The sequence below is a fragment of the Methylobacter sp. Wu1 genome (assembly GCF_036553575.1).
GTDB lineage: Bacteria > Pseudomonadota > Gammaproteobacteria > Methylococcales > Methylomonadaceae > Methylobacter.
In genome coordinates, this window is the sequence record NZ_JAZHOC010000062.1 from 16,599 (window position 1) to 41,452 (window position 24,854).

Consider the following 24,854-nt stretch of genomic DNA (forward strand, 5'->3'; position numbering starts at 1 on the left):
CAGGTTTCAAATTCAATTGTTATGCAGTAGTTTAAATATCTGGGCGAAGTCATTTACCTGGGTTTTTGCAAGGTAACGAGAACAATAGTCAGTTGGCTCTAGCCTTAAATCATCGTTAAAAAACTGCAGCAGTAACTGGGCATTTTCTTCAGTATTACCATCAAGAAATAAACCTATTCCTGCTTTGCTTAATTCTTTTCGAGCTTCGCTTGGATCGGGAACGATTGCTAAAACAGGCTGCTTTAAGGCAATGTAATCGACCATTTTAGCAAAGTTAGTCCACCAATGACTGTATCTACCACTAATCAATAAACACGCTTTTGATTCAACAATAATCTTGTATAACTGCGCCTGAGGTACATGGTCAATGTAGCGTATTTTTTGCTGTATGCCATATTTTATAGCTAATGAATTAACTAGCGGATAATTGATTTCTTTCCTACCAATAATATAAATATCTGGAATAATATCTTTGTCCTCTATTAATTTCATCATATATGAAAAGCTAGCGAAAAACTCTTTTCCATAATCTGACTGAAATTCTCCAGAAAACAAAATATAGTTTTCTTTCACCATTATCTTATCAGGTATATAAGCTTCATCTAAGCCTGTTGGAATAAAAACAAACTCTCGTTCAGCTATATTTAAGAAGTCTCCATAAACCATTGGATAAGAAGATGATAGTACTGTAACAACATCGGCTTTTTCTAAAGTTTTACGTACGAGATTCTTACGGTTTTTATTAATACGATTAGAAGGAGTTAAATATTTACCAATAAGAACAGGATCTCTAAAATCAGCCACCCATTTGTAGCCTTTCTCTTTAAGTGACAATCCAATGTCATTCATCGTATAAGGAATTGAAGTCGTATAAAACACCTGAATATCATGCTGTCGCATTATTTGTAGCGCTTTTTTAATAGCCAAGCCGCGCCATGTCCAATGTGCATCAGGATTGTGAATAGTATTTATAGCGTGTGAATAAATCTGATTTAGTGTTTTTTTAATTTTCTGTGTTAGAGGTAATCTTATCTGAAGGTTAGAGGTATTTTCTCCATCACTCTCTAATCTTAGATCATTTTTAATTGCTTTAAAACTTCTATCCTTGCCACCTAAAGCCATTCGGATACCTCTTAAAGTTGGCTCTATATAACGGGCATAGTGAATTTCAACACTATCAGGAAGATCAGCTAACAAGGATTGATCTTCATTATAAAGATAGTTAATATCAACAGTTAGTACATGCACTTTAAAATTATGATTAGCTAGATATTTAGCTAATTTATAGACTCGAAAAACAGCCGCATGAGTTTGAGGAGCGAAATAGGGTGTGATTAATAATATTGGCTTCATTTTAACTTATTTTTATGCGGAAGTTTCCCATGTAATTTAAATGCTATCGATTATTAATAAAACTTTCACATTTTTCTATTAATTTATTTGCATATTCTATATGCAATTCTTTGTTCTGTATTGGGGTATTAGGAGAGATTGGAGTATTAATATCAAAATTATTTGAAAATTCTCCATTGTCTGTAATAGAAATAGTATTAAACCAGTCAGTTAGGCCATCAAGTCGACATCGTTCACTTTTGTCATTTAAACCGCCATCAATAAATATAACTGGCGTACCAAAAGCTAAACAGGGCAGTGCACAATGAATTCTTGAAGTCACCACAAGCTGAGCATTAGCGTATTTACGTAGGACAGTATCAGCATACATAAGCCTAAACTCTCGAGAATTATCGCCAACAGCACAACTATGAGTAATTTTTTGCACGTTATCGAGTAAAGAAGAGCTAAAAATGCTCTCAATAATCCTTATCCGATCAACTTCGGATTTATCCTTTTTTTTGATTTTATGCTTCACCATTCCAAATAAGCTATCTGGTTTTTGAGAATGCATTTTGTATAATACATCCACAAAATATATTCCTTCTCTTGTATTTTCTGTACAATACTTTTCTCTCTCAAGCGTTAGAGTTAAGCATCCAGAGAACCAAGCAGGAATACCATTTTCCTTCATTATATTAAGGGTGCTAAAATCTCTACACCCGATAGGTGAATACTTTCTCAGATGTTCCATCCCAATAGGGTTAAGCATTGCATTCTTTACATTTTCATTGACATGGAAAGAAATATATAGTGGTAGCAAATCTGAAGATGGTGGCCAATATTCTGGCTCATGTATAAACCAGCCGTTAGAAATTATTTTCGCGGTATCACCTTCATATTCAGATAATCTTCCTTTATTTATCCATCCATCAATCTTAGGAAGATACCGCTTAGCTGCTAAGCTTTGAATATCATCTCCGACATTGAATTTGTTATTTGTTCCTGGCGGATTATCCAATAAATAATATTTCATTTCTATCCTACAAGTTTTTATTATTTAATTTATTATAAATACGTTTTGGTAAGAACTTTTCAAAATCTTCAATCAACATTTGTTTCAAAAAAAACCAAGTCATAATAATAAATGACATAATTCCACTAAAAATTTTTATAATTAATATATTCCACCAAATTAAGTTAATTTCTTTAGCTAGAAATCCACACATCAAAGCTATTATCGACATAATAGCTGTTACACTTAATACTGGTATTAATATTCTATATGTATCTCTTACCCGTAGGTTCGCAGCTTGATGTGCTAAATATAATGTAGGCCAAGGAAGAAAAAGTCCCATTGCTATAGCATATCCTATTGCTATACCAACTGCTCCTCCTTTTATAGTAAAAATAAAAGTTCCAATTAAAACTATTGCATTTGTAACTGTTACCGCTAAGTAAGACTTAGCTTTACCTGAAGCAGTAAATAACCAACCATTAGTGTTATATATTGGCTGGGTAATACTGGCTATAGATAGCCAGATAAGAATAGGCACAACTGGTGCCCATTGTTCACCATATATTAATAACACCATTTCTGGAGCAACTATCGCAAGTCCTGCAGCTATTGGACAACCAATAAATGCAACCATTCTGATAGATTTTCGGTATGCTTTTCCGAACCGCTCTCTATCGTCTTGTAATGCAGAAAGTGAAGGGACCATTAACTGAGATAGAACAGATGTCGCTATCATACTAGGCAGCATCATCAAAAAATATGCTCTGTCATAGTAACCTAACTCAGCAACACCCCAGAATTTACCAATTAGGACGCTGTCAACGTTACGAGAAAAGTATATACAAAGTCCATTTAAGGCTAAAAGTCCACCAAAATTAACTAATCTGTATGTTCCAACTCCTCTTCGTGGCAAGGATGGTAAAAATTTAGAAAAGATAAGTGCTAATACTAATCTTACAAAAGATACAATTAGCGTCTGAAATACAAGAGACCAATAGCCATAACCAGATATAGCAAAGAAAATACCGCTCACTCCACCTAATATTAGAGATGACAACTCAATAATAGTTATAGATTGAAAATCCATTTTACGTTTTAGTAAAGCTAGCGGCTGTACAGAAATACCGCTAATTAAAAAATTACTCCCCAAAACAATTGTAATGTCAACCAGCTCTCGTTTTTTATAGAATGAAGCAATACTTGGAGAAATCAAATAACAAATACCCCATAAAATTAAACCAATAAATATATTTATCCAAAAAAGATTATATACTTGTGCTTGAGTTAAATTTTTAGTTTGGATAGTTGCAGTGCTTAAGCCCATTTCTGAGAAAACAAGCATTAGAGCGGTTAATGTTGAAACCATCCCAATCAAGCCATAATCTTCTGGACTTAGGATGCGAGCAAGTACAGTTGTAAAACCTAAAGAGAATATTTGACGTCCTCCGATCAACAAAATTGACCAAAAAGCGCCTTTGCGAGCAAGAGTGCCTACTTGAGTTGAGCTAGGCTTCTCTATATACATGTCTTTTTGACATAATTTATATTCAGCAATCTCTTCTGTATTTTTTTCTTTAATCATTATCGTCAAAATCCAGAATTGTCAAAAAGCACAATGCTTCTATAAAGTTCTAAATTTTTATCCAGAATTTTGCTTGGTGCAAAATCCCGCAGAATTCTTTTTTTTCCTATCGTTCCTAAATTTTCTCGTAATCGGTCATTCCCTAAAAGCAAGCATATTTTTTTACTAATATCATTAAGATCATCAGGATCACAAAGTAAACCTTCTTCGTTAACAACTAACTCGGGTCCACTTGCGCGTGATGAATAAATCGTAGGAATCCCTAAAGCCATTGCTTCCATTGGCGCTAAAGCAAAAGCCTCTGAGTAGGAGGGATAAATAGCTAGATCCGAATTGACCTGTATGTTTTCCATTTCTGTTTTACTGATATGCCCTGTAAAGCTAATAGAGTCTGCATCCTCTCTCGCCAATTTTTTTATTAATTTTTGGGCTGATTCACCCTGATACAATACATCCTTGCCAATCATGATTAGTTTTGCTTGAGGGTATTGTTTTCTGACAAGTGGCCATGCCTCGGCTAGTGAAAATACCCCTTTCTTTTTTACTAAAGAACCGCTATAGGTTACTGTATGTGTTAACTCATAACTTTTTTTACAACGACTTGCATCAGGCAAGGCAACTGTATTATAAATAATCGGTATATTTTTCCTTACAGAAAACAATTGCTTAGTTTTGTTCGCAGTATATTCACTAACTGAAACAATGGTATTTGCCCGATTTAAAGAGAGCTTTTCCAAGAATCGAGTCATAATAGAGACTTTTTCGTTCATTTCAGCAGCAAAATAAGTCAAACTTCCATGTAATCTAACTATTACTGGAATTTTTAATTTCGGCCATCCCGCGCCCCAACCTTCAAAATCAGGTAATTCAATTAGTTGTATATCACCCTGATCAGCCAATTTTTGGACTAAACGAAATACGCGAATTCTATTTCTATACGCCGCCAATCTTCCTTTGTGTGATGCCAGCCTATACACGGTCAATAAACCGTTATGCTTAGTCGTGCATTGATCATTTTCCAATCCTTGATAAATGCCAATCACTACAACATGACAATTATTGTTGATTAAATTTTCAGCTAACTCACTCGTGAAAATACCGATGCCTCCACATTTCTCCGGAGGGAATTCATTACAGATAAAACCAATTTTCATTTTATATGCCAGAGTTACTATATTTTTTTAGGCACAAACGTTTTCCATAATCCATGAAAGGTTTTTCTATCAAATGGAAACAAATCATTGGCAAAATAAACAAACTTAATAAAAATACACTCCACCCTATCAGAGTCTTACCAAACAGTTCAAACCCTAAATAAATAGCTAACATATGTGACAAATAGATTCCATATGAATATTTTGATATTATCGTACATAGTTTCTTTAGATAAGGGTTAAATTCATCATTAATAATAACCAGTGTAAAGCCAACAAGAATTGCACTTAAAATTTGAATAAAAAAATCATAATTCAACATTCTTGAAAATAGGATCAATCCCAGAATAGGCCATATGTAGATAAAGTTAAGTTGCTTACCTTTAAATTGTTTTTGTGCATAATAGGCAATTACTCCTGGAATAAAACAAAGACCCCATTTGGTATAAGCAGGAATTTGGAAATAACTGAACAGGTTATTTATAGTATCCATTTTATTATTAGCAACAAAAAAACAAAGGCATAATATGAAAAATAAAAAAATACTTCGCCATTTTGAATCTTCGCTTCCAATATAAGTAAAAATTATAGGTAATAATAAATACATTTGGAATTCATAAGGCAAACTCCATAATGGTCCTAAAACGTTTTTTTCAATTGTGAAGTTTTGAACTAACAATATATTCTGTATAAAGCCACTTTTTGATACGTATACAGGAAGAAATCCTATTCCCTTTTCAAAGGAAGAAGGTATATTGCAATAGTAATAAAAAATAACTATTATAATTGCTAAAGGATAAATGCGAAAAAATCGCCTTGTTATAAAGTCAATATACAATTTATTACTTTGTTTTTTTAAACGATCTAGTGACAGCATTAAAACATAGCTAGTCAAGACAAAAAATATTGCCACACCTGTTGAACCTAATAAACTTGGCTCTATAAGTTTGAAGAAGATGGGATTCCCCCACCAGATCAAAGTGTGCGCAAGCACAACTAGGAATACAGCGATAGAACGCCAAAAATCCACTAATGCAAACATTATTTTTCTCTTAAAATTCTGATTAACTAGGCCTAAGTAGCAAGTCACTTGATTAATTTTTAAATTATTCTTTGTTCTGCTGCTTTTGATGATCCAGTTGGGTTTGTCGGCTTCTTCTGTTTTTTCTTTGAAACATCTGATCTGCTAATTAAAACGTAGAAAGCCGTGCTGACCTAGTTGCATTACACTTGATAGTGCCGATCAATTTTAATTAGCCATTTATTGGCTAATGCAAAGGAGAGTTCTTATGCGCACTTTGTCAGAACAGTAAGATCTTATAAGTCATATAATTGTATAGGTAGGTAAAAATCATTTATTCATCTACTGATGTCATACACCTAACTTTAACTTTCCGACCATGCACGAAGTGTTTCACTTTAGTAGATAATTGTGTAATCAGTAAAAGTGAACTAGACACGGGCTGAGGTAACTCAATCATGAAAACGAAATTGCAGCCTTGTGCAGTTTATCGTCTGGTTTAGGATCGAACTTACTACACAAGAGCTTGCTTTTTGTTGGCTAAAAACGAGTTGAAGGGCAGTTTACGCTTAATAGTCAATTAGGGGCACATGCTTTTGAGCTTCATAGATTATAGCCGCCCATCCACTTGATCCGCAGGAAACAGGTATTTCACATCGAACAATACGCAGTTTGCCTTGCCTAAAGCACGAATTTTTTCCACGCCCATTTCAACAAACTGTTTGTGCGATACCGCCAGGACGATTGCGTCATAGTGGCCTTTAGTCAATTCGCTAACAGGTGTGATTCCATATTCGTGCTGCGCTTCGGCGGCATCGATCCAGGGATCATAAACATCCACTTGAGCATTGAGCGCTTTGAATTCGTTGATGATGTCTACGACTTTGGTATTGCGCAGGTCAGGGCAGTTTTCCTTGAAGGTGAGGCCCATTACCAGGATTTTGGCATCGACAACATGAATGCGTTTTTGCGTCATAAGCCGCGCAACCTGGTCAGCCACGTGAGCACCCATGCCGTCATTGATGCGCCTGCCGGACAGGATGACTTCGGCATGGTAGCCGAGTTCCTGCGCTTTGTGCGTCAGATAGTAAGGATCGACGCCAATGCAGTGTCCGCCTACCAGGCCGGGCCGGAAAGGCAGGAAGTTCCATTTGCTGCCGGCTGCTTTTAATACTTCTTCGGTATTAATACCCATGCGGTTGAATATGAGGGCCAGCTCGTTGATGAGCGCGATATTGACGTCGCGCTGGGTATTCTCGATGACTTTGGCGGCTTCCGCCACTTTGATGCTGGACGCCTTATGCGTGCCCGCAGTCACGACGCTGGCATAGAGTGCATCGACATAGTCGGCTATTTCCGGCGTGGAGCCTGAAGTGACTTTTTTGATGGTGGTGAAGCGATGCTCTTTGTCGCCGGGATTGATGCGTTCGGGGCTGTAGCCGGCAAAGAAGTCGACATTGAATTTAAGGCCGGAAATTTTTTCAATGACCGGGATACAGTCTTCTTCGGTAGCGCCGGGATAGACGGTTGATTCGTAAATCACTACATCGTTTTTCTTGATGACTTTGCCGAGCGTCTCGCTGGCCTTGATAAGCGGCGTGAGGTCAGGGCGGTTGTGTTTGTCCACTGGCGTGGGTACGGTGACAATAAAAGTATTGCACTCCCGAAGTGTTTCCAGTTTCGCGGTATAGCGTAATTTGACAGCCAGCTTGAGTTCATCATCGGAAACCTCGAGAGTCCGGTCTTCGCCCGCCTGGAGTTCTTCAATGCGTTTTTCGTTGATATCAAAACCCACAGTAGGGTAGTGGCGGCCAAACTCGACAGCCAGCGGCAGGCCGACATATCCCAGGCCAATGACTCCAATTACGGAGTGATTTAAGTCTTTTTTCATTTAAATACTCGGTTTATTTTTCTGAATAATTCTATAAAGGCTTTTTGATGCTTAAAAATTAGCCTCTTTGAGTGTTTTTTCTTCTAAATGCCTGGAGCCCTTCATGACTCTTGAAGAAAAAATTACCGCCAGATAATAGGTGATGAAGAGGCTGATAAAGAGGTAAAACATGAACCAAGCCGGTATATTGAACAAAATGTCTGCCGCTAGGCCAAAGGTCGTCAATGTAACTGAAAAGAACAGTATGATGGCGAGTGTTTGATTGACCCCGAAACCAGCATCGATCAGGACATGGTGAATATGATTGCGGTCCGGGTCGAACATGGATTTGCCTTCAAAGAAACGCCTGAGCATGATGCAGACAGTATCAAGAACAGGGATCGCGATAATCCATAAGGCCGTGACGGGCGAAATGATTCTATCCTGACCTTGTGAGGTAGAAATAATCAGCCAGCAAATAGTGAAGCCAAGCAACATGCTCCCTGCATCGCCTAGAAATACAGATGCTTTTTTCTTGCCGAATATGCGCAGGTTAAAAAGTAAAAAAGCAAGAATGGAAGGAATGATTAATAATAGCGGGATGCTGATATTGCTGGAAGGAAATAGCGCTTCCAATATTGCAAAAATAACAAAGATCAGCAAAGCCATACTGCCTGCCAAGCCGTCTATGCCATCAATCATGTTAAACGCATTGATTCCGCCTACCACTGCAAAGACTGTAAATAGGGTCGAGAACGCGCCTAATTGGATTTCTCCGAAACCGAATAAATTATCCAGGCTGGTAATTTCATAGCCGGCCCATTTGATCATAATCAATGAAGCTATAATTTCTATAACTAGCCGGATTTTAAAGCTTATGTTTTTGAAATCATCCGCAAGACCGCATAAAATAATCAGCCCTGCCGCTGCAAGGTAAGCTGTGTTTGCCTGCCCGATCAGATTCTGCATTGAGAAGACGCTGAGGTAGATTGTTAATCCGCCGATTAGCGGAATCTCTCCCTGATGTTTTTTTCGAGAATTTGGCTGGTCGGTTAGCCCCACTTTGGCGGCAATAGGTCTAAGTACTACGATGGCTAATAACGTCATGAAAAAACATAAAGTTACGCTAAACCAAAATAAATGAGTATTAAACACTTAGACTACTTCCTGACTTTACTAAGACCGGCACATCCTAATTCAGAAGAGAAATTTTACTGGTATTGCTGCATAAGCAGGCTGTAATTTTCTTCTAAAAATAGGGAGGCTTTGATTTGTATTTTTATATGAATTTGTTTCCGCACGCTTTCTTGCATATATGTCTATGCTCGTATGCATTTCAGCTGATATCTAATGGAGATACTGTAAAAATGGTTGGAAATGTGCGGTTCGCTAGTATTAAACAATAAATATAGCATTTTTGTCAATTTTTGTTGGAAATTAATAGATATAACAAATATAGCTTAATAAATTGATAGTGCAAGAAAAAAGGGTGGGTAATTCAGTAGATTGCCCGGTTGCAGCGGGTTTCTGCTTAAGGTAAGGAATAAAAATCTTTTCAATCAAAGGTTTCTAAACCCTAAAATCAGTTGATATTTGATAATTATCTTTCATTTAAGATTGTTGTTCGCTTTGGGGTGAAGATGAGATATCAGGGTGGGGTTGGGCAATGGGGTGCTTTTTATTAGTTTTCGCTGTTTTTATAAACAAGTATTCAGATTGCCGCGTTTTCTAAAACCGGTTTTATGCTGGATTTTATCTTGATCAGTGATCAATATGGTGATGCCGGTCAAAAACCTAAGTTTATATGCCTGTTTTATAAACTGATATTACGCTGTAAGTTGAATTCAAATCGGTTTAGGGCGAGTTACTTGCTTTTACCAGCCTGGGTAGGCTGGGTTGGAGCTTTAGCGGAAACCCGGCATGGGCGGCCGAAACGCCGGGTTTAGCAGCCCGGCCTACTCCGTTACCCTGTCAAAATCAGGGCGAAATCCACGGTAGGGTACGCATCGCGTACCTCTTCGGACTTGTGGTGTGCCGAAAAGCCCTGAACAGGTACGCGATGCGTACCCTACGAAGATGGGGGGACGCCAAATGCGGGGTTTATGAACTCAGCCTGTCGCTGTCCCTGGTTCCCACGCAGGAGCGTCACTGCCATTAAGTTAAGACTTGTTTCGTTCGCCCTGAGCTTGTCGAAGGGTGAGCGGAACAAGTCGTTAAGCCATTCATGGTTCGACAAGCTCACCACGAACGGCTTAACTTAACGGCATTGACGCAGGAGCGTGGGAACGAGGAAAAACCTGTGGGGGCGACTTCAGTCGCCTCTTGGGCCTGAAATGGGCGACTGCCAACAGTAGGCGCTTTAGGCGAAATCGCCCCCACAGGTTTGCGTAAGTCCTGAGCTACTATCTGCAGCAGCGGTTACAGGATAATATACGTGGTACGGGATCGGGGCTTTGATGTAGCGGTCGATCTGAGAAAATTATCAGCGGCCATGAATTAGCCGAAGGCAATCACCGGCATTTCTGGGTGCCGACCGGGCGGTTTTCTGGCGTTATCTGGGCTGGTGACTTTCTTTGTAAAAACACCGACTACTGCGCTTCCATTTGCAAATGCCGGCCTAAGGGAAAAGGGCTGGTAACCCTTTGCAGCAATGCCAGCTTGGCGCTTACATAGCCATAGAGTGTGTTAAAGGGCATTGGTTTGTAAAATACTGTCACGCCTTTGGGTAAAGGGCCTCTGCTGTCGATATCAATCTTGTTTAATGTGGTGACTACAATGATGTCCATCGTGTCGAACCAATGATCCTTTCTAATGGTATTTATCATTTCTAAACCGTCTACTCCAGATATGCACAGATCAGTGATTAGAATGTCAGGAGAGTGTTTTGCGATTTCAACAAATGCGGATAATCCATCATTAACAAAGGAGAGATTGATGGGCATATTCGATTCCGCAACGGATTGCTCATAATGCTTTTGTAAGGACGGATTATCTTCTATGAGGAGGACGGATAGGTTCTTGGATTGATCAAAAAAGGTATTGGGTTGCTGTTGGTGGGTTTTCAGAAAATCTTCGATAGAACTGCCAAGAATCCGGCGATGGCCGCCTGCGGTTTTCCAGGCTTGCAGCACCCCTCGCTCAACCATTTTCTGCACGGTGCCTAATGACAATCCCAGCATTTCAGCAACCTCGCGCGTATTGTAATAGGCGTCGCTTTCAAGGCTTGCATTAACATTAAGTTGTTTTTTGCTGAAATCGAATTGTTTTTTCATAAACGGATTAAATTTAAATGCTTAAAAATAGTCGTCTACTAATATTAAGGTAGAAGGCATTGCCATTGATTTCTATATTAAGCAAGATTAAGTAAGAAAAATCTTTGCGCTCTCGATAATTGATCGTTTTTTAGCGCCAAGCTGCATGAGCTAGCGGATTGTATTCTTATGACATATTTATTAAATTTTATGAAAATGGCATTAGATTGCATATACGTTATATTACTTATTTCGCCGATTCAATTTTGATATTGCATATATTGCACGCAATGTGAGTGCTCGAAATATAGTAGTTTTAGAGTATTAATTGAATCTTAAGATTAGGCAATGTTAGTACATTGTCCGTTGATTTAAATTGACTTGTATCTCAAAACGGCAATTTGTTCTTGACTATGTAAAATTTCTTCCTTGTAGGGGTTGGGAATATAAATGGTGTTGGAAAAAACTGAGAAAATTGCAAAAATGCGAGATGAGCAGGGGCTGTCGTTTTTAAAATTGCTTTCTGCCTGGGCTTGCTTTGAGCTCGCTTCGGAGGTATGGAGCATGGTTCCCACATTATTGCTGTCTGGTATGTAGTTCAGGACTTACGCAAGCCTGTGGGGGCGACTTCGCCTAGAGCGCCTACTGTTGGCAGTCGCCCCCACAAGTTTTAAAACTACTTGTTTCGGCGGTTGAACAGGCAAACTGCGTAAGTCCTGTAGTTTTTATCAATTTTTATAAATAAATAAAGAATATTAATTTTGTTTGTAAGGCGTTTTTTATTGGCTTATAATTTTATGAATTATTTATATGTATTGTTTTAGATGCTGGGCATATCAGACTCTTTCTTCACCGAATTGCTTAACGGTTCTTTGAGTAAAGTCGCACCCAAAAAACGCCGTAATCTGCTGCTCGCAAGTGCGGTCGGCATTGTCATCGGAGCTATTAATAATATGGCTCTCCAAAAACTTAATGTACTCGGAATCGACTTTGCTCTGCCGGTACAATATTCATTTTTAGCCTTGACGGCTGCCGTCGTTGCATACTTCTTTTTAGTCTTCATCGGGTATGGTTTGGCTGAGTTCCTCATTTGGCGGAAGGATTGCAAAGATTGTCTCGCCAAGCTAATGCGAGAGTCTCAAGAAGGGTTATACGAAGATCGGGCGGAATGCGAAGGGCTTCATCAAAGCAGCGCTAGAGCTGAATGGCTGCGCGACTGGTACGGGCCAATTGCTTTTTTTAAGCTTGCATTCGAGTTCGTCGCGCCTTTAGCAGCGGGAGCATTAGCTGTATACATGCTGCTGTTTTAATGCCTGTATCTCCTGGTGCCAGCTGGGCCTGCGCAAAATCAAATTCTTAGCCATGCTTTGTATCTTCGTATTTGGAGGAATACAAGGCTGAGCATTTGCAAGCTAACAATCCATTGCTGTTTCTCGCGTATTATGGATTCTGGTCTGGTGAGTGCGCATCTCGTAAGCGGGATTCCTTTGGCCGGTTGGGCCGCCTTCCAAAAAAGTCAAGCAATTGGGTGGGATTTGCAGGACAATCGCGCTATGTCTTTTTTCCGAAGATCAGCGCGACGCGGCTAAGGCTAAGGTCCAAGCGCCGGACGGGATATTCATCCCGTCCGTAACGTTCGGGAATGATCCAAAAAGGCAGACTTGCCAGTTTGTCCTGAACGTTTCAAACTTTATGGCTTCGGTAAAACGTTCGGACGGGTTTAAAAAACCCGTCCGGCGGAAGTTTCAACATAGCGCGATTGCCCTGGTGGGATTTGCCTCGTCATTGTCCTGTCTGACGTACAAATAACGGTTTTTTGAGTCTAATGCTGCTCTTGGTGTGAGCAATTTATTGTACGGTAGGGAAGGGTGGGGTTCTGAAGATTATCGGATCGGCTTGAATGTCTGGCGAGGGAATTGCTGGCTGAAAATTTCGAACTTTAAAGCGCCTGTGTCACGCCTATAGGATTCGGTTGAAAATAACTTTTCGGTTTGTGTTGATGAAATCAGCGCTCATGTAGGGGCGAATTTATTCGCCCAAGGCGACTGAAGTCGCCCCCACACTTGTTGCTCGTCAAAATTTAGGGAAGTTATTTCTCGCCTTTAACGCCGTTGGGTTTGATGAGCTGATACAGTCCGCCGCCGTCATTAAGTTGCTTGTCTTTGGCTTCCAGCTTGGCGTTGAGCAGTGCGGTGTTGATGAGTAGCTGTCTTGCCATGCAGTAACTTTTTTTGCCGCTTTGGAGTTACTGCAAAAATTGTCGAGTGTTACTGTGTTTTATTGTGTTTCGTTGGGCAATAAAAAACCCGCTAAGCCTTACGGCTTGCGGGTTTTTGTGGTTCTTTGCACTGCACGGAACCAAAAATTGGTACCGAGGGTCGGAATCGAACCGACACTGAGTCACCCCAATTGGATTTTGAATCCAACGCGTCTACCAGTTTCGCCACCCCGGCAAAGAGCGCACATTATATGCGGGCATTTTAATCATGTCCAGTTTATTTTTTAATTTTTACCTGATGTTACGCGCGCATCGATCTCTGTGCTGTTTTAGCGCCCTGTAGGTGCGAATTTATTCGCACTGCCTAGACTGGTACACGCAGGCGTTTACCTCGGTCGAATGAATTCGACCCTACAACTGCATAACATCAGTTTTTTAAGTATATTCGTCAGCTCAAAACTGATAACATCGCGCGCCATGAAGAAAAGTGACTTTAATTACTATTTACCCGAACATCTGATCGCCCAAAAACCCTTGCCTGACCGCAGCGCCAGCCGTCTATTGTGCATGGACAGGGAGTCAGGCCGGATAGCCGATAGGCAGTTTGCCGATTTCATTGACTTGATCAATGAGCGTGATCTGCTGGTTTTCAACGATACCAAGGTTATCCCGGCGCGGCTGTTTGGCAGGAAGCAAACCGGCGGCAAGGTCGAGGTTCTTGTCGAGCGCATGCTCGATGCCCATCATGCCATTGCCCATGTTCGGGCCAGCAAATCGCCGAAAGCGGGAGCGGTGATCGAATTGGATGAAGGCCATCGTTGCATTGTGCTGGGTCGGGAAGGCGATTTGTTTCAACTGGAATTTCCGGGGGCGAATTTATTCGAATTGCTGGAACAAATCGGTCATATGCCGCTGCCGCCTTATATTACGCGCGCCGATGACGAATCCGATCTGACCCGTTATCAGACGGTTTTTGCCAGAGAGGCGGGTGCGGTCGCGGCGCCTACGGCAGGCCTGCATTTTGATCAGGCTATGATGGATAGGATCAAAGCCAAAGGCGCGCAAACGGCTTTTGTGACCTTGCATGTCGGCAGCGGCACGTTTCAGCCGGTCAGGGTGGAGGACTTATCCGAGCATTTGATGCACAAGGAGTTTTTCTCCGTAGCTTCAGGCACTGTCGATGCGGTGCGTCAGGCTCGGGAGCGGGGCGGCAGGGTCATTGCCATCGGTACGACAGCGGTCAGGGCGTTGGAATCGTCGTCCCGAAGCGGCCGGCTTGAACCCGGTTTCGGCGATACCGATCTGTTTATTACGCCGGGCTATCAGTTCAAGTCCGTCGATGCGATGCTGACCAATTTCCATCTGCCTGAATCGACGCTGCTGATGCTGGTGTCCGCTTTTGCCGGTTATGAGTCTATTATGCAGGCTTATCGGCATGCCATCGATCAGTCATACCGGTTTTTCAGTTACGGGGATGCGATGTTTCTGGGGGAGATTAAGGAATATGTATAAGCTATCCTACTCAAGTGGGCAGATGATTTTCCGATGTAGGTGCGGATTCATCCGCACAGTGCGAATACCCGCAAGGGGCACAAGTGAATTTGCACCTACACTACTGATTTATTTTATGATTATCGTTATGTAATGGCTAACAATCCCGATTTGATTTTTTCTCCCGGCGTTCCTCAAAAAGATAATCCATTCCTGGTCTGGTCCGGCCTGGCCGGTTGCGGCGATGCGCTGGCATTGGCTTCCGCGATTAAAAACGAAAACCGCCTGTTTGTCATTGTGACGCCGGATAATCAGACGGCCTTGCGTCTGGAGCATGAGCTGGCGTTCTTTTTAGGAAGCGAGCATCCGATTCTGCATTTTCCCGACTGGGAGACACTGCCTTACGACGTGTTTTCGCCGCTGCCGGAAATTATTTCGGAACGGCTGAAAACGCTGGCGCTGTTGCCGCAGGTCAAACGCGGCGCGCTGATCGTTTCGGTGACGACCCTAATGCACCGGCTGGCCCCGCGCGAGCATGTTTTGGCGCACAGTTTTGTGGTCAAGGTCGGCGATATTTTCAGTTTGGAGCTGAACCGGATCAAGCTCGAAAGCGTCGGCTATCAATGCGTGCCGCAGGTTTTTCAGCATGCCGAATTTGCCGTGCGCGGTTCGATAGTCGACTTGTTCCCGATGGGCAGCAAGGTGCCGTTCCGGATCGAACTGTTCGACGAGGACATTGAATCGATCCGCACGTTTGATCCTGAAAGCCAGCGCTCGCTGGAAAAAATAGAGCAGATCGAGCTGTTTCCGGCGCGCGAGTTTCCATTGACCGATGAGTCGATCAAACATTTCCGCCAGGCTTTCAGGGATTGTTTCCCTCAGGCTTCACCTAAAAATAATTTGTATCTCGATGTCAGCAAGGGCATTACGCCGGGCGGCATCGAATATTATCTGCCGCTGTTTGTCGAGCAAACCGCAACCTTGTTCGATTATCTGCCCGCTTCGGCGACTTTGGTCATGCCGGCGGCTTTCGCCGATCTGTCGCAAGCTTTTTATGCCGAAGCCGAAGAACGCTTTCAGCAAAGAAAATACGACGTCGAGCGGCCATTGCTGGCGCCCGAGCTGTTGTTCCTGTCGGCGCAGGACCTGGCGCAAAAAACGGCCGCGTTTGCCCGCATTACCATTGAAAACCAGGCTGTCGTTGAAGGCAATCGGCTCGATTTCAACTGCCATGTGTTGCCGGATTTGACAATAGACGCCAAACTGAAAGAGCCGGCACAGGCTCTCCAGCAGTTCGGCCGCGAGTTTGCAGGCAAAATACTGTTTGTGGCCGAGTCGGCCGGCCGCCGCGAAGGCCTGATCGAAAAGCTGAGGCAATACGGTATCAAGGTCAGACAGGTAGATAGTTGGCAGGAGTTTCTGCGCAGCGAGACATCGCCGTGCATCGTGGTCGCGCCTATGGATCACGGCCTGTGGCTGGACAATCCGCCTATCGCCGTCATTACCGAAAGCCTGCTTTCCGGCGAGAAGGTGCAGCAGCGGCGCCGGCGGCGGCGATCGGCGGCCCGCGAGCTGGAAAATATCGTCAATAACCTGAATGAGCTGACGATAGGTTCGCCGGTCGTGCATCAGGAGCATGGCGTCGGCCGCTATATGGGACTGCAGACGTTGGAAATCGGCGGCGTTCCGGCCGAGTTTCTGATGCTGGAATACGCCAATAACGACAAGCTGTATGTGCCGGTTTCGTCGCTGCATGTGATCGGCCGCTATACGGGCATGAGTCCTGAAGAAGCGCCTTTGCACAAGCTGGGCGGCGATCAGTGGAGCAAAGCCAAGAAAAAGGCCATCGAGCGCATCCGCGATGTCGCGGCCGAACTGCTGGAAATTCATGCCAAGCGGGCGATCAAACAGGGTCATGCGTTTGATGTCGATAATGTCGAATACCAGGCTTTTGCCGACGCCTTCCCGTTTGAAGAAACGCCGGATCAGCAAACCGCCATTGAAGCCATTCTGGACGATATGGCCAGCCCGCAGCCTATGGACCGCGTGATCTGCGGCGATGTCGGCTTCGGCAAGACCGAAGTTTCGATGCGCGCGGCTTTTATCGCCGTGCAAAGCGGCAAGCAGGTGGCCGTGCTGGTGCCGACGACGTTATTGGCGCAACAGCATTATCAGAATTTCAGGGACCGCTTCGCCGATTGGCCCGTGCGTGTCGAGGTCATGTCGCGGTTTGTGACGCCCAAGCAGCAGAAGGAAATCACGGACGAGCTGGAGCAGGGCAAGGTCGACATCGTGATCGGCACCCACAAGCTGCTGTCGAACGAGATCAAGTACAAGGCGCTGGGCCTGGTCATTATCGACGAGGAACACCGTTTCGGCGTGCGCCAGAAAGAGCATTTCAAGAAACTGCGCAACGAACTGGACATGCTGACGCTGACGGCGACGCCGATTCCGCGCACGTTGAATATGGCCATGTCCGGCCTGCGCGATATTTCCATTATCGCCAGCCCGCCGCCGAATCGGCATGCCATCAAGACTTTTATCAGTGAATGGATAGATTCGCAGATCAGGGAAGCCTGCCTGCGCGAGATCAAACGCGGCGGCCAGGTTTTCTTTCTGCATAACGACGTCAAATCGATGGAGAAAATGGCGCTGGAACTCGGCAGGCTGGTGCCGGAAGCGCGCATCGAGATCGCGCACGGCCAGATGCCGGAGCGCGAGCTGGAACGCATCATGCTGGATTTCTACCACCAGCGCTTTAACCTGCTGCTTTGCAGCACGATTATCGAAAGCGGCATCGACATTCCCAGCGCCAACACCATTATCATCAACCGCGCCGATAAACTGGGCCTGGCGCAGTTGCACCAGCTGCGCGGTCGGGTAGGGCGCTCGCATCATCGCGCTTACGCCTATTTCGTCGTGCCGCCCAAAACCTTGTTGAGCAAGGATGCGGTAAAGCGGCTGGAGGCGGTTGAGGCTTCGGGCGATCTGGGCGCCGGCTTCATGCTGTCGTCGCACGATCTGGAAATCCGCGGCGCCGGCGAGTTGCTCGGCGACGATCAGAGCGGCCAAATCCAGGAAATCGGTTTTACGCTGTATACCGAGCTGCTGGAGCGCGCGGTCAATGCGCTGAAATCGGGCAAGCAGCCGGAACTCGATGCGCCGATGGATACGGGGCCGGAAGTCGACCTGCAGGCGCCGGCTTTGATACCGGAAGATTACCTGCCCGACATCCATGCCCGGCTGGTGCTGTATAAACGCATAGCCAGCGCCGAAACGCAGGAGGATCTGCGCGAGTTGCAAGTGGAAATGATAGACCGGTTCGGCCTGCTGCCGGAGTCGGTGAAAACCCTGTTCAGCGTTGCCGAATTAAAGCAGAAGGCCGAAAAACTGGGCATCAGGAAAGTCGAAGCCAGCGCAGCCGGCGGGCGTCTTGTTTTCAGTGCGGAGCCTGTTATCAATACCGAGCAGCTGATCACCTTGATACAAACCGAGGCCCAGGTTTATAAATTCGACGGCGCCGATAAGCTGAGGTTTGTGAAAACGTTCGCTGCGACGCAAGAAAAGCTGGAATTTATTTCAGCGTTGCTGCAGCGATTGACGGTTGGCTAGGCGGTGGGCGGCGTTTTATAGCCAGGACTTACGCAGTTTGCCTGTTCAACTGCTGAAACAAGCGGTTTTAAAACCTGTGGGGGCGACTTTGCCTAGAGCGCCTACTGTTGGCAGTCGCCTTTTTCTGAATGGGCGACTAAAGTCGCCCCACAGGCTTGCGTAAGTCTTATTGTTAATGCCGATAGGGAGCGATGGTCCATTTGCAAAGGTGCTTCCCCGTTAGTCATTCAGTCATAACCCACTTTCGAGCGTTTTTAATTTATCAAGATAAAGGGATTTCAGTTTATAAATCTTGGCGGGCCGATAGGCACCCTGTCTGGATAATTGCCCTGCGACTTCTTCAATCACATCCATTTCCGCTATTTTTCGCCTGAAAGACACTTTATTGAGTTTTTCATTAAGACAAATTTCATAGATCTTTTGTAAAGCCGGCAAGGTAAACGTCTCGCCTGCCAAAAAACAGGGTAAAGAAGAATACTGCGCTTTATTTCTGATGCGGCTGACAGTAGCTCTTATAATTTTCGCATGATCGAAAGGCAGTTCTTTCAGTTCATCAATGTCGGCCAATGACGCCAAAGGGGTATTCGCCGCTTCAATTATTTCCAGAGGCACCAAGGCAAAATAAACCACAGACACCGACCAGCCTCTCGGATCCCTGTATTTACCGGAAAAAGTTTCCAGTTGCTCCAGATAAGGCGGGCGTATGCCCATTTTAGTCTTTAAAACCCGTAGCGCACTATCCAGACAGTCATTATCTTCCTGCTCATGCACATACCCTCCGGGCAGCGCATAGTGACCTTGAAAGGGCGGGTTTTCGCGTTTCAGCAACGCCACATGGAGCGTGCTGTTTTTTATGGTCAACAAGACCACATCAATGGTTTGGATGATGTTTGATTTCATAATAAAAACATAGTTAGTTTCGTTTTTATACTAAATAAACAATAATTATTGTCAATATATTAAAAAACTGATGTTGCAGTTGTAGGGTCGAATTCATTCGACCAAGGCAAACGCCTGCGTATACCGCCCTCTGTAGTGCGAATGAATTCGCACCTACAACGCACTAAAACAGCACATAAATCGATTCGTGCGTGACATCAGTGTAAGGGTATTTTTAAGCGTTTGCTGGATATTTAGTTGCAAATTGAAACTAAGTAAACTATGCTTATCTCAACTGCTAAAGGAGAGAGGCATAATGAAAAAGAACATTCAACTTGTCATTATTGACGCGCAAAATGACTTTTGCGATTTGCCGGAAGGCTACCGCCCGACGATTCAAGGCGTCAAATATACACCCTCGCTGCCTGTAACCGGCGCGCATCAGGACTGCCTGAGAATAGCCAGGCTGATTAACGAGGGCGGCGCAGGCATTACTGCGATCGAGGCTTTTATGGATACGCACCAGTATCTGGATATAGGGCACGTTTCTTTCTGGATGGATGCCGACGGCAATGCATTGACCGAGGCAGCCAGGATCACCTTGAATGATGTGATTGAAAAAAAATACCGTCCGCGCATGGCAGGCGTGACGGAAAAAGTCATGGCCTATTTTGCGCAGCTGGAAGCAGCAGGGATCGAAAGCATTTCTGTATGGCCGGTTCATTGCCAGATAGGGTCATTCGGCCATAACATACATGCCGATATCCTGGCCGCGTGCAGCACATGGGAAAGTCGGCAATTGAAGCCTGTCGATTATATCCAGAAAGGCGAAGACCCCTGGTCAGAACATTATTCGGCATTGCAAGCGGAAGTGGCAGATCCGGAAAAACCTTCCACTTTACTGCGCCGGGCTTCCATTGATAAGTACCAATCGGCAGATCTGGTGCTTTTTACAGGCGAGGCGAGCAGCCACTGCGTCAGCAAGACTATTTGGGATGCGATGAATAACCTCGGCATTGAATGCCGAAAAAAACTGGTGGTGCTGACGGATTGCATGAGCGCAATCCCGGGCTACGAAGCCAAAACGCAGGATACTTTCAACAATCTGGCGGCCATGGGGCTGCGGCTGGCTACTTCGGCAGAGATCCTGCCCGAATTAATGGCAAACAAATAACAAGAACATAAGGAAATAAAAGGATGATAGTGAAGAGCCTGTTAGAAAACGATATGTACAAGTTCACCATGTGGCAGGCGATGCTGCATAAAAATCCTGGCGCTATGGCGAAATACAAATTCTTATGCCGAAGCACGCCTGAATACCCATTGTTGCAATTGGTCGACGATGTCAATAAGGAATTGGATCACCTGTGCAGCCTGTCTTTTCAAAAGGATGAACTGGACTATTTGAGATCCTTGCAACTCTTTAGCAGCGATTTTATTGCCTTTCTCGCCATTTTCAGATTTCAGAGGGATTTTATCAGGGTCGCTGTAGATAAAGACGCATTGATGATCGATGCCGAAGGCCCGCAAATCCATATCATGGGTTTTGAAATATTTTGCTTATATATCGTTTCCGAACTGTATTTCCGGCGCTTCGATCAGGCGGCATTGCTTCAGGAAAGCCGCAACCGGCTGCAGCGGAAAATCGGGCTGGTTAAAGATCATCAATTCAACAGAAAACATCCTTTTGAATTTTTCGATTTCGGATTAAGAAGGCGTTGGTCAGGGCTGTGGCAGGATGAAATGGTCCGGACATTAAAAGCCGAACTGCCCGAGCACTTTAAAGGGACCTCCAATGTTTATCTGGCAAAAAAATACGGCCTCACGCCGATCGGCACGATGGCGCATGAGTATCTGCAATCCTATCAGGCAAGTTCTTGCAATCTGCGTGATTTCCAGAAAAATGCCCTGGCCGACTGGCTGAAAGAGTTTAATGGCTCCCTGGCAACCGCACTGACAGACACGATCAGCATGGATGCTTTTTTGAATGATTTGGACCAGGCGCTTGCTGTCTCGTACGAAGGGTTGCGCCATGATTCCTCATGCCCTTTCGAGTGGGGCGAAAAAGGGCTGGCGCATTACGCAAAACTGAATATTGATGCCAGCACGAAACGCTTAGTTTTTTCCGATGGTCTGGATTTTCCGCTGGCGTTGGAGTTATACGAGCACTTCGCCGACCGCATTAAAACCGGCTTCGGTATCGGTACTCATCTTACTAACGACGCTGGGGTCAAGCCATTGAATATTGTCATGAAACTGATGAGCCTGAACGGCCGGCCCGTTGCCAAGCTGTCCGATGCGCCAGGGAAGACGCTCTGTGAAGATGACGTTTACGTGGCATATCTGAAACAGGTTTTCAATTACGCCGCGTAAATCAGGAGAAAAGGAATGATCAAGATTGCAATCAACCAAATGAACTCAACCGTTGCTGACTTTCAAGGCAATACGGCAACCATGATGGAAGCCATGAGGCAGGCGGATCAAAGCAGATCCGATTTACTGGTGTTCCCGGAATTGTCGGTATGCGGCTATTACCCTTACGACCTGATCGATGAACTTTTCTTCCAGGATCAATCAGAGCAGGCCTTGACGGATCTGCTGGCGTTTTCAAAACAGGTTCCGTCACTAACGACCATTATCGGCACGGTCCGCAAAAATTCGGGGCAAGGCAAGCCTTTTTATAACGCCCTGGTGGCGATCAAAAACGGGGCCATTGTGACCGAGTATTACAAACAACTGTTGCCCACCTATAACGTCTTCGATGAAAGACGGCATTTTGAACCCGGCCCCGTGGCGCCTTGCGTCATCACGGTCGGTAATACCAAAATAGGGCTGATCATTTGTGAAGATGGCTGGAACGACAGCGAGACGGAATACAGGGAAAATCCCTTTAAACAGTTGACGGCGCAAAAGCCCGATCTGGTCATCAGCATCAATGCCAGCCCGTCCAATATCGGTAAACGCGAGCAGCGCCATGACATCATGTCCAGCGTGGCCGCGCGTTATGAATTGCCTTTGCTGTACGTGAATTCGGTGGGCGGACAGGACAGCCTGGTATTCGACGGAGCGTCATTTGCCATGGACCGGAGAGGGGCGCTTGTTTTCGAAGCGGCAAGGTTCAGCGCTACCCAGGAATACCTGACTTTTGATGTCAAGGAAACCGGCTTCCAGTCAGGCGCCGGCGCTATTAAAGCGATGTCCGACAGTGAACTGGCCTTTAATCAGATTGTATTGGGGCTAAGAGATTATGTGCGCCGGTGCGGCTTCAGGAAAGTGGTCGTCGGCTCTTCGGGCGGCATCGATTCGGCCTTGACGCTGGCTTTGGCGGCGGAAGCATTGGGGCCGGAGAATGTAGTGGCGATCACCATGCCTTCTGTTTTTTCAAGCGCGGGCTCGGTAACGGATTCCGAAGCGCTGTGCGGCAACCTGGGCATTGAATTGATTGTCCACCCCATCAAGGCTTTGGTGGAGCAATATGCCAGGGATTTCAGTTCGGCTTTTGCCAGAACCTTGAAAGGTCTGACTTTGGAGAATCTGCAAGCCCGTATTCGTGGTACCATTTTAATGGAGTATTCCAATGAATTCGGGGCTTTGTTGTTATCAACAGGCAATAAATCCGAGATATCCGTCGGTTATTGCACGTTGTATGGCGACACCAACGGCGGCTTGAACCTGATTGGCGATCTTTATAAAACCGAGGTTTACCGGTTATCCCGATATATCAATGACCGTGCGGGACGCGAAATGATACCTGCGGACATTATCAGCAAAGAACCTTCTGCAGAGCTGGCGCCTGATCAGAAAGATACGGACAGCTTGCCGCCTTATGAGGTTTTGGATGAAATTTTGAAGTATATAATTGAAGGCAAGCAATTATCCAAAGCTGAGTATCAACGGGTAAAATCTTATGTGGATCAGATCAATGAAACAAATCAAGGGCTGGTCAATAAGATTACAAAAATGATTGCGCGGAATGAATACAAACGTTTTCAGGCGCCGCTGATCATCAGGATTCGGGCAAGAGCGTTCGGCAACGGCAGGCAAATGCCAATCGCAGCAAAATATTAAAAAATATATACGCATGAAAAAGAAATTTAAAGTAGCCGTCGTGATCGGCCGCCATCAGATCTCTCACGTCGGGCATGAATTATTAAAGCGCAAGGCGTTGGAGATCGCGGAACAGGTGGTCATTATCATTGGTTCATCCTTCCAGTCGCGGAATCCAAGGAATCCGTTTAAATGGACAGAGCGCCGGGAAATGATACTTTCGACATTATCAGAGGAAGACAGGGCGCGCACAGTCTGTGTCCCTATCCGTGATTACTACAATGATGAGCGCTGGAATACCGAAGTCAAAAGGATTGTCGGCGAGTACGCCGCTCAGGATATTGCGCTCGTCGGTCATAAAAAAGAAACCGATATCGATATCGATACGTACTATCTGGATAACTTCCAGGAATGGAGTTACCTTCCGGTTGAATCGGATATCAAAATAGATGCCTCGGAGTTGAGGTCCATCTATTTTGAAGCGGAAGAGGTTGACGTGTCGCTTTCAGCGATATCCGACTGGATATTGCCGCCTGTTAAACAGTTTCTGAAGGCGTGGTCGCTGAGAGCCGAGTACCGCGAGCTGGTGAAAGAATATAAACAAGTGAAGCATGAGCAGGACTTATGGCGCGGAAGCCCTTATCCCGTTATTTTCAGTACCGCTGATGCCGTCGTTAAAATAAACAATTCCGTGTTATTGGGCAAAAGAAAGCATTGCCCGGGCAAGGGATTGTGGGCTCTGCCTGGCGGGTTTGTCGAAAAAGATGAACGCGTTTTTACAGCGGCCCTGAGAGAGTTGAAAGAAGAGACGCAGATAGGCCTGATGCCTGTAACGCTGATCAATGATTTTAAGGCCGTTAAAGTGTTTGATCATCCCAAACGGTCCTGTCGCGGGCGCGTGATTACCCACGCCCACTTCTTTGATTTGAGAGGCGCCAAGTTTCCGGCTATTAAAGCCGCCGATGATTTGGAAGAGGTGACCTGGATAGCGATTGATCAGCTCAATGATATGGAAGAGCTGTTTTTTGAGGACCACTTTCACATCCTGAATGAGTTTTTAGGTTTGCGTTGAAAAAATAATACGCCTCGCCTGATTTTGGTTATTCGAGGCTGGGCGGCAGTTTTTCTGCATGGCAGTTGCTTCCTTGATATCGCTATGCAATCATTGCCGCCCCTTACCATTGATGTAAGGCTGAGGCGATATTGTCCGCGCGAACGGAAATATTGTCGCTGATATACATCCGGCTCAGGTGAAATCTTTTCTTTAGTGTCCCGTGCGGGCATCGGGAAAGGGAAGATATTAGTGGCGCCGAAGCAATCGGCATTGACTTTTATCCGCAATCCAATAACATTGGCCGGATATGGAGAAAATGGTATAA

17 protein-coding genes and 1 tRNA gene are annotated in these 24,854 nt (G+C 44.6%); 7 read left to right on the plus strand and 11 right to left on the minus strand.

Going from position 1 to position 24,854, the window contains the following annotated elements:
* Positions 1–12: 12 nt before the first annotated feature.
* The 8 genes from V2P20_RS12805 to V2P20_RS12840 all read right to left on the minus strand — a co-directional run bounded on the left by V2P20_RS12805 (position 13) and on the right by V2P20_RS12840 (position 11,249).
* Positions 13–1,353 carry a hypothetical protein gene (locus tag V2P20_RS12805; RefSeq protein WP_331818899.1) on the minus strand — a complete coding sequence of 447 codons (1,341 nt, stop codon included), beginning with the start codon at positions 1,351–1,353 and terminating at the stop codon, positions 13–15.
* Between the two features lie 43 nt (positions 1,354–1,396).
* Entirely contained in the window at positions 1,397–2,368 is a 972-nt protein-coding gene (locus V2P20_RS12810; protein WP_331818901.1) for a polysaccharide pyruvyl transferase family protein, read from the minus strand.
* Between the two features lie 7 nt (positions 2,369–2,375).
* Complete coding sequence (locus tag V2P20_RS12815) at positions 2,376–3,932, minus strand: lipopolysaccharide biosynthesis protein (RefSeq protein ID WP_331818903.1); 1,557 nt, start codon at positions 3,930–3,932, stop codon at positions 2,376–2,378.
* A gap of 5 nt (positions 3,933–3,937) precedes the next feature.
* Positions 3,938–5,086, minus strand: a complete 1,149-nt coding sequence (locus V2P20_RS12820) for a glycosyltransferase family 4 protein (protein ID WP_331818905.1) — start codon at positions 5,084–5,086, stop codon at positions 3,938–3,940.
* A gap of 1 nt (position 5,087) precedes the next feature.
* Positions 5,088–6,128, minus strand: a complete 1,041-nt coding sequence (locus V2P20_RS12825; protein WP_331818907.1) for an acyltransferase — start codon at positions 6,126–6,128, stop codon at positions 5,088–5,090.
* Positions 6,129–6,717: 589 nt separating this feature from the next.
* A complete protein-coding gene (gene tviB, locus V2P20_RS12830; RefSeq protein ID WP_331818909.1) occupies positions 6,718–7,998 on the minus strand; it encodes a Vi polysaccharide biosynthesis UDP-N-acetylglucosamine C-6 dehydrogenase TviB in 1,281 nt (426 codons plus the stop codon).
* 51 nt (positions 7,999–8,049) lie between these two features.
* A complete protein-coding gene (locus V2P20_RS12835; RefSeq protein ID WP_331818910.1) occupies positions 8,050–9,084 on the minus strand; it encodes a hypothetical protein in 1,035 nt (344 codons plus the stop codon).
* A 1,481-nt stretch (positions 9,085–10,565) separates the two neighbouring features.
* Positions 10,566–11,249: a response regulator gene (locus V2P20_RS12840; protein WP_331818912.1), complete on the minus strand. Its 684-nt coding sequence runs from the start codon at positions 11,247–11,249 to the stop codon at positions 10,566–10,568.
* Between the two features lie 803 nt (positions 11,250–12,052).
* On the opposite strand from V2P20_RS12840, the gene V2P20_RS12845 reads away from it, so the two are divergent.
* Positions 12,053–12,538 (plus strand): hypothetical protein, encoded by a 486-nt coding sequence (locus tag V2P20_RS12845; RefSeq protein ID WP_331818914.1) that lies wholly within the window; start codon positions 12,053–12,055, stop codon positions 12,536–12,538.
* A 779-nt stretch (positions 12,539–13,317) separates the two neighbouring features.
* Here the strand turns inward: V2P20_RS12845 and V2P20_RS12850 are convergent.
* Together V2P20_RS12850 and V2P20_RS12855 are read right to left on the minus strand one after the other, a co-directional pair.
* On the minus strand, positions 13,318–13,446 hold the full coding sequence (locus tag V2P20_RS12850; protein WP_331818916.1) for a hypothetical protein: 129 nt from the start codon (positions 13,444–13,446) through the stop codon (positions 13,318–13,320).
* A 148-nt stretch (positions 13,447–13,594) separates the two neighbouring features.
* A tRNA-Leu gene (locus V2P20_RS12855) sits at positions 13,595–13,681 on the minus strand.
* Between the two features lie 242 nt (positions 13,682–13,923).
* Here V2P20_RS12855 and queA point away from each other — a divergent pair.
* Both queA and mfd read left to right on the plus strand, forming a co-directional pair.
* The gene (gene queA / locus V2P20_RS12860) at positions 13,924–14,958 is read left to right on the plus strand and encodes a tRNA preQ1(34) S-adenosylmethionine ribosyltransferase-isomerase QueA (protein WP_331818918.1); all 1,035 of its coding nucleotides are present in this window, start codon (positions 13,924–13,926) and stop codon (positions 14,956–14,958) included.
* A 132-nt stretch (positions 14,959–15,090) separates the two neighbouring features.
* Entirely contained in the window at positions 15,091–18,549 is a 3,459-nt protein-coding gene (gene mfd, locus V2P20_RS12865) for a transcription-repair coupling factor (protein WP_331818920.1), read from the plus strand.
* A 231-nt stretch (positions 18,550–18,780) separates the two neighbouring features.
* On the opposite strand, the gene V2P20_RS12870 is transcribed toward mfd, so the two are convergent.
* Positions 18,781–19,449, minus strand: a complete 669-nt coding sequence (locus V2P20_RS12870; RefSeq protein ID WP_331818922.1) for an NUDIX domain-containing protein — start codon at positions 19,447–19,449, stop codon at positions 18,781–18,783.
* Positions 19,450–19,744: 295 nt separating this feature from the next.
* Between V2P20_RS12870 and V2P20_RS12875 the strand changes: the two genes are divergently transcribed.
* The 4 genes from V2P20_RS12875 to V2P20_RS12890 are packed head-to-tail and all read left to right on the plus strand — an operon-like array spanning position 19,745 to position 24,547.
* Positions 19,745–20,602: a hypothetical protein gene (locus tag V2P20_RS12875; protein WP_331818924.1), complete on the plus strand. Its 858-nt coding sequence runs from the start codon at positions 19,745–19,747 to the stop codon at positions 20,600–20,602.
* Between the two features lie 23 nt (positions 20,603–20,625).
* Positions 20,626–21,801: a nicotinate phosphoribosyltransferase gene (gene pncB / locus V2P20_RS12880; protein ID WP_331818926.1), complete on the plus strand. Its 1,176-nt coding sequence runs from the start codon at positions 20,626–20,628 to the stop codon at positions 21,799–21,801.
* 15 nt (positions 21,802–21,816) lie between these two features.
* Positions 21,817–23,496 (plus strand): NAD+ synthase, encoded by a 1,680-nt coding sequence (locus tag V2P20_RS12885; protein WP_331818928.1) that lies wholly within the window; start codon positions 21,817–21,819, stop codon positions 23,494–23,496.
* A 13-nt stretch (positions 23,497–23,509) separates the two neighbouring features.
* Positions 23,510–24,547, plus strand: a complete 1,038-nt coding sequence (locus V2P20_RS12890) for an NUDIX domain-containing protein (RefSeq protein WP_331818930.1) — start codon at positions 23,510–23,512, stop codon at positions 24,545–24,547.
* Positions 24,548–24,854 lie beyond the last annotated feature (307 nt).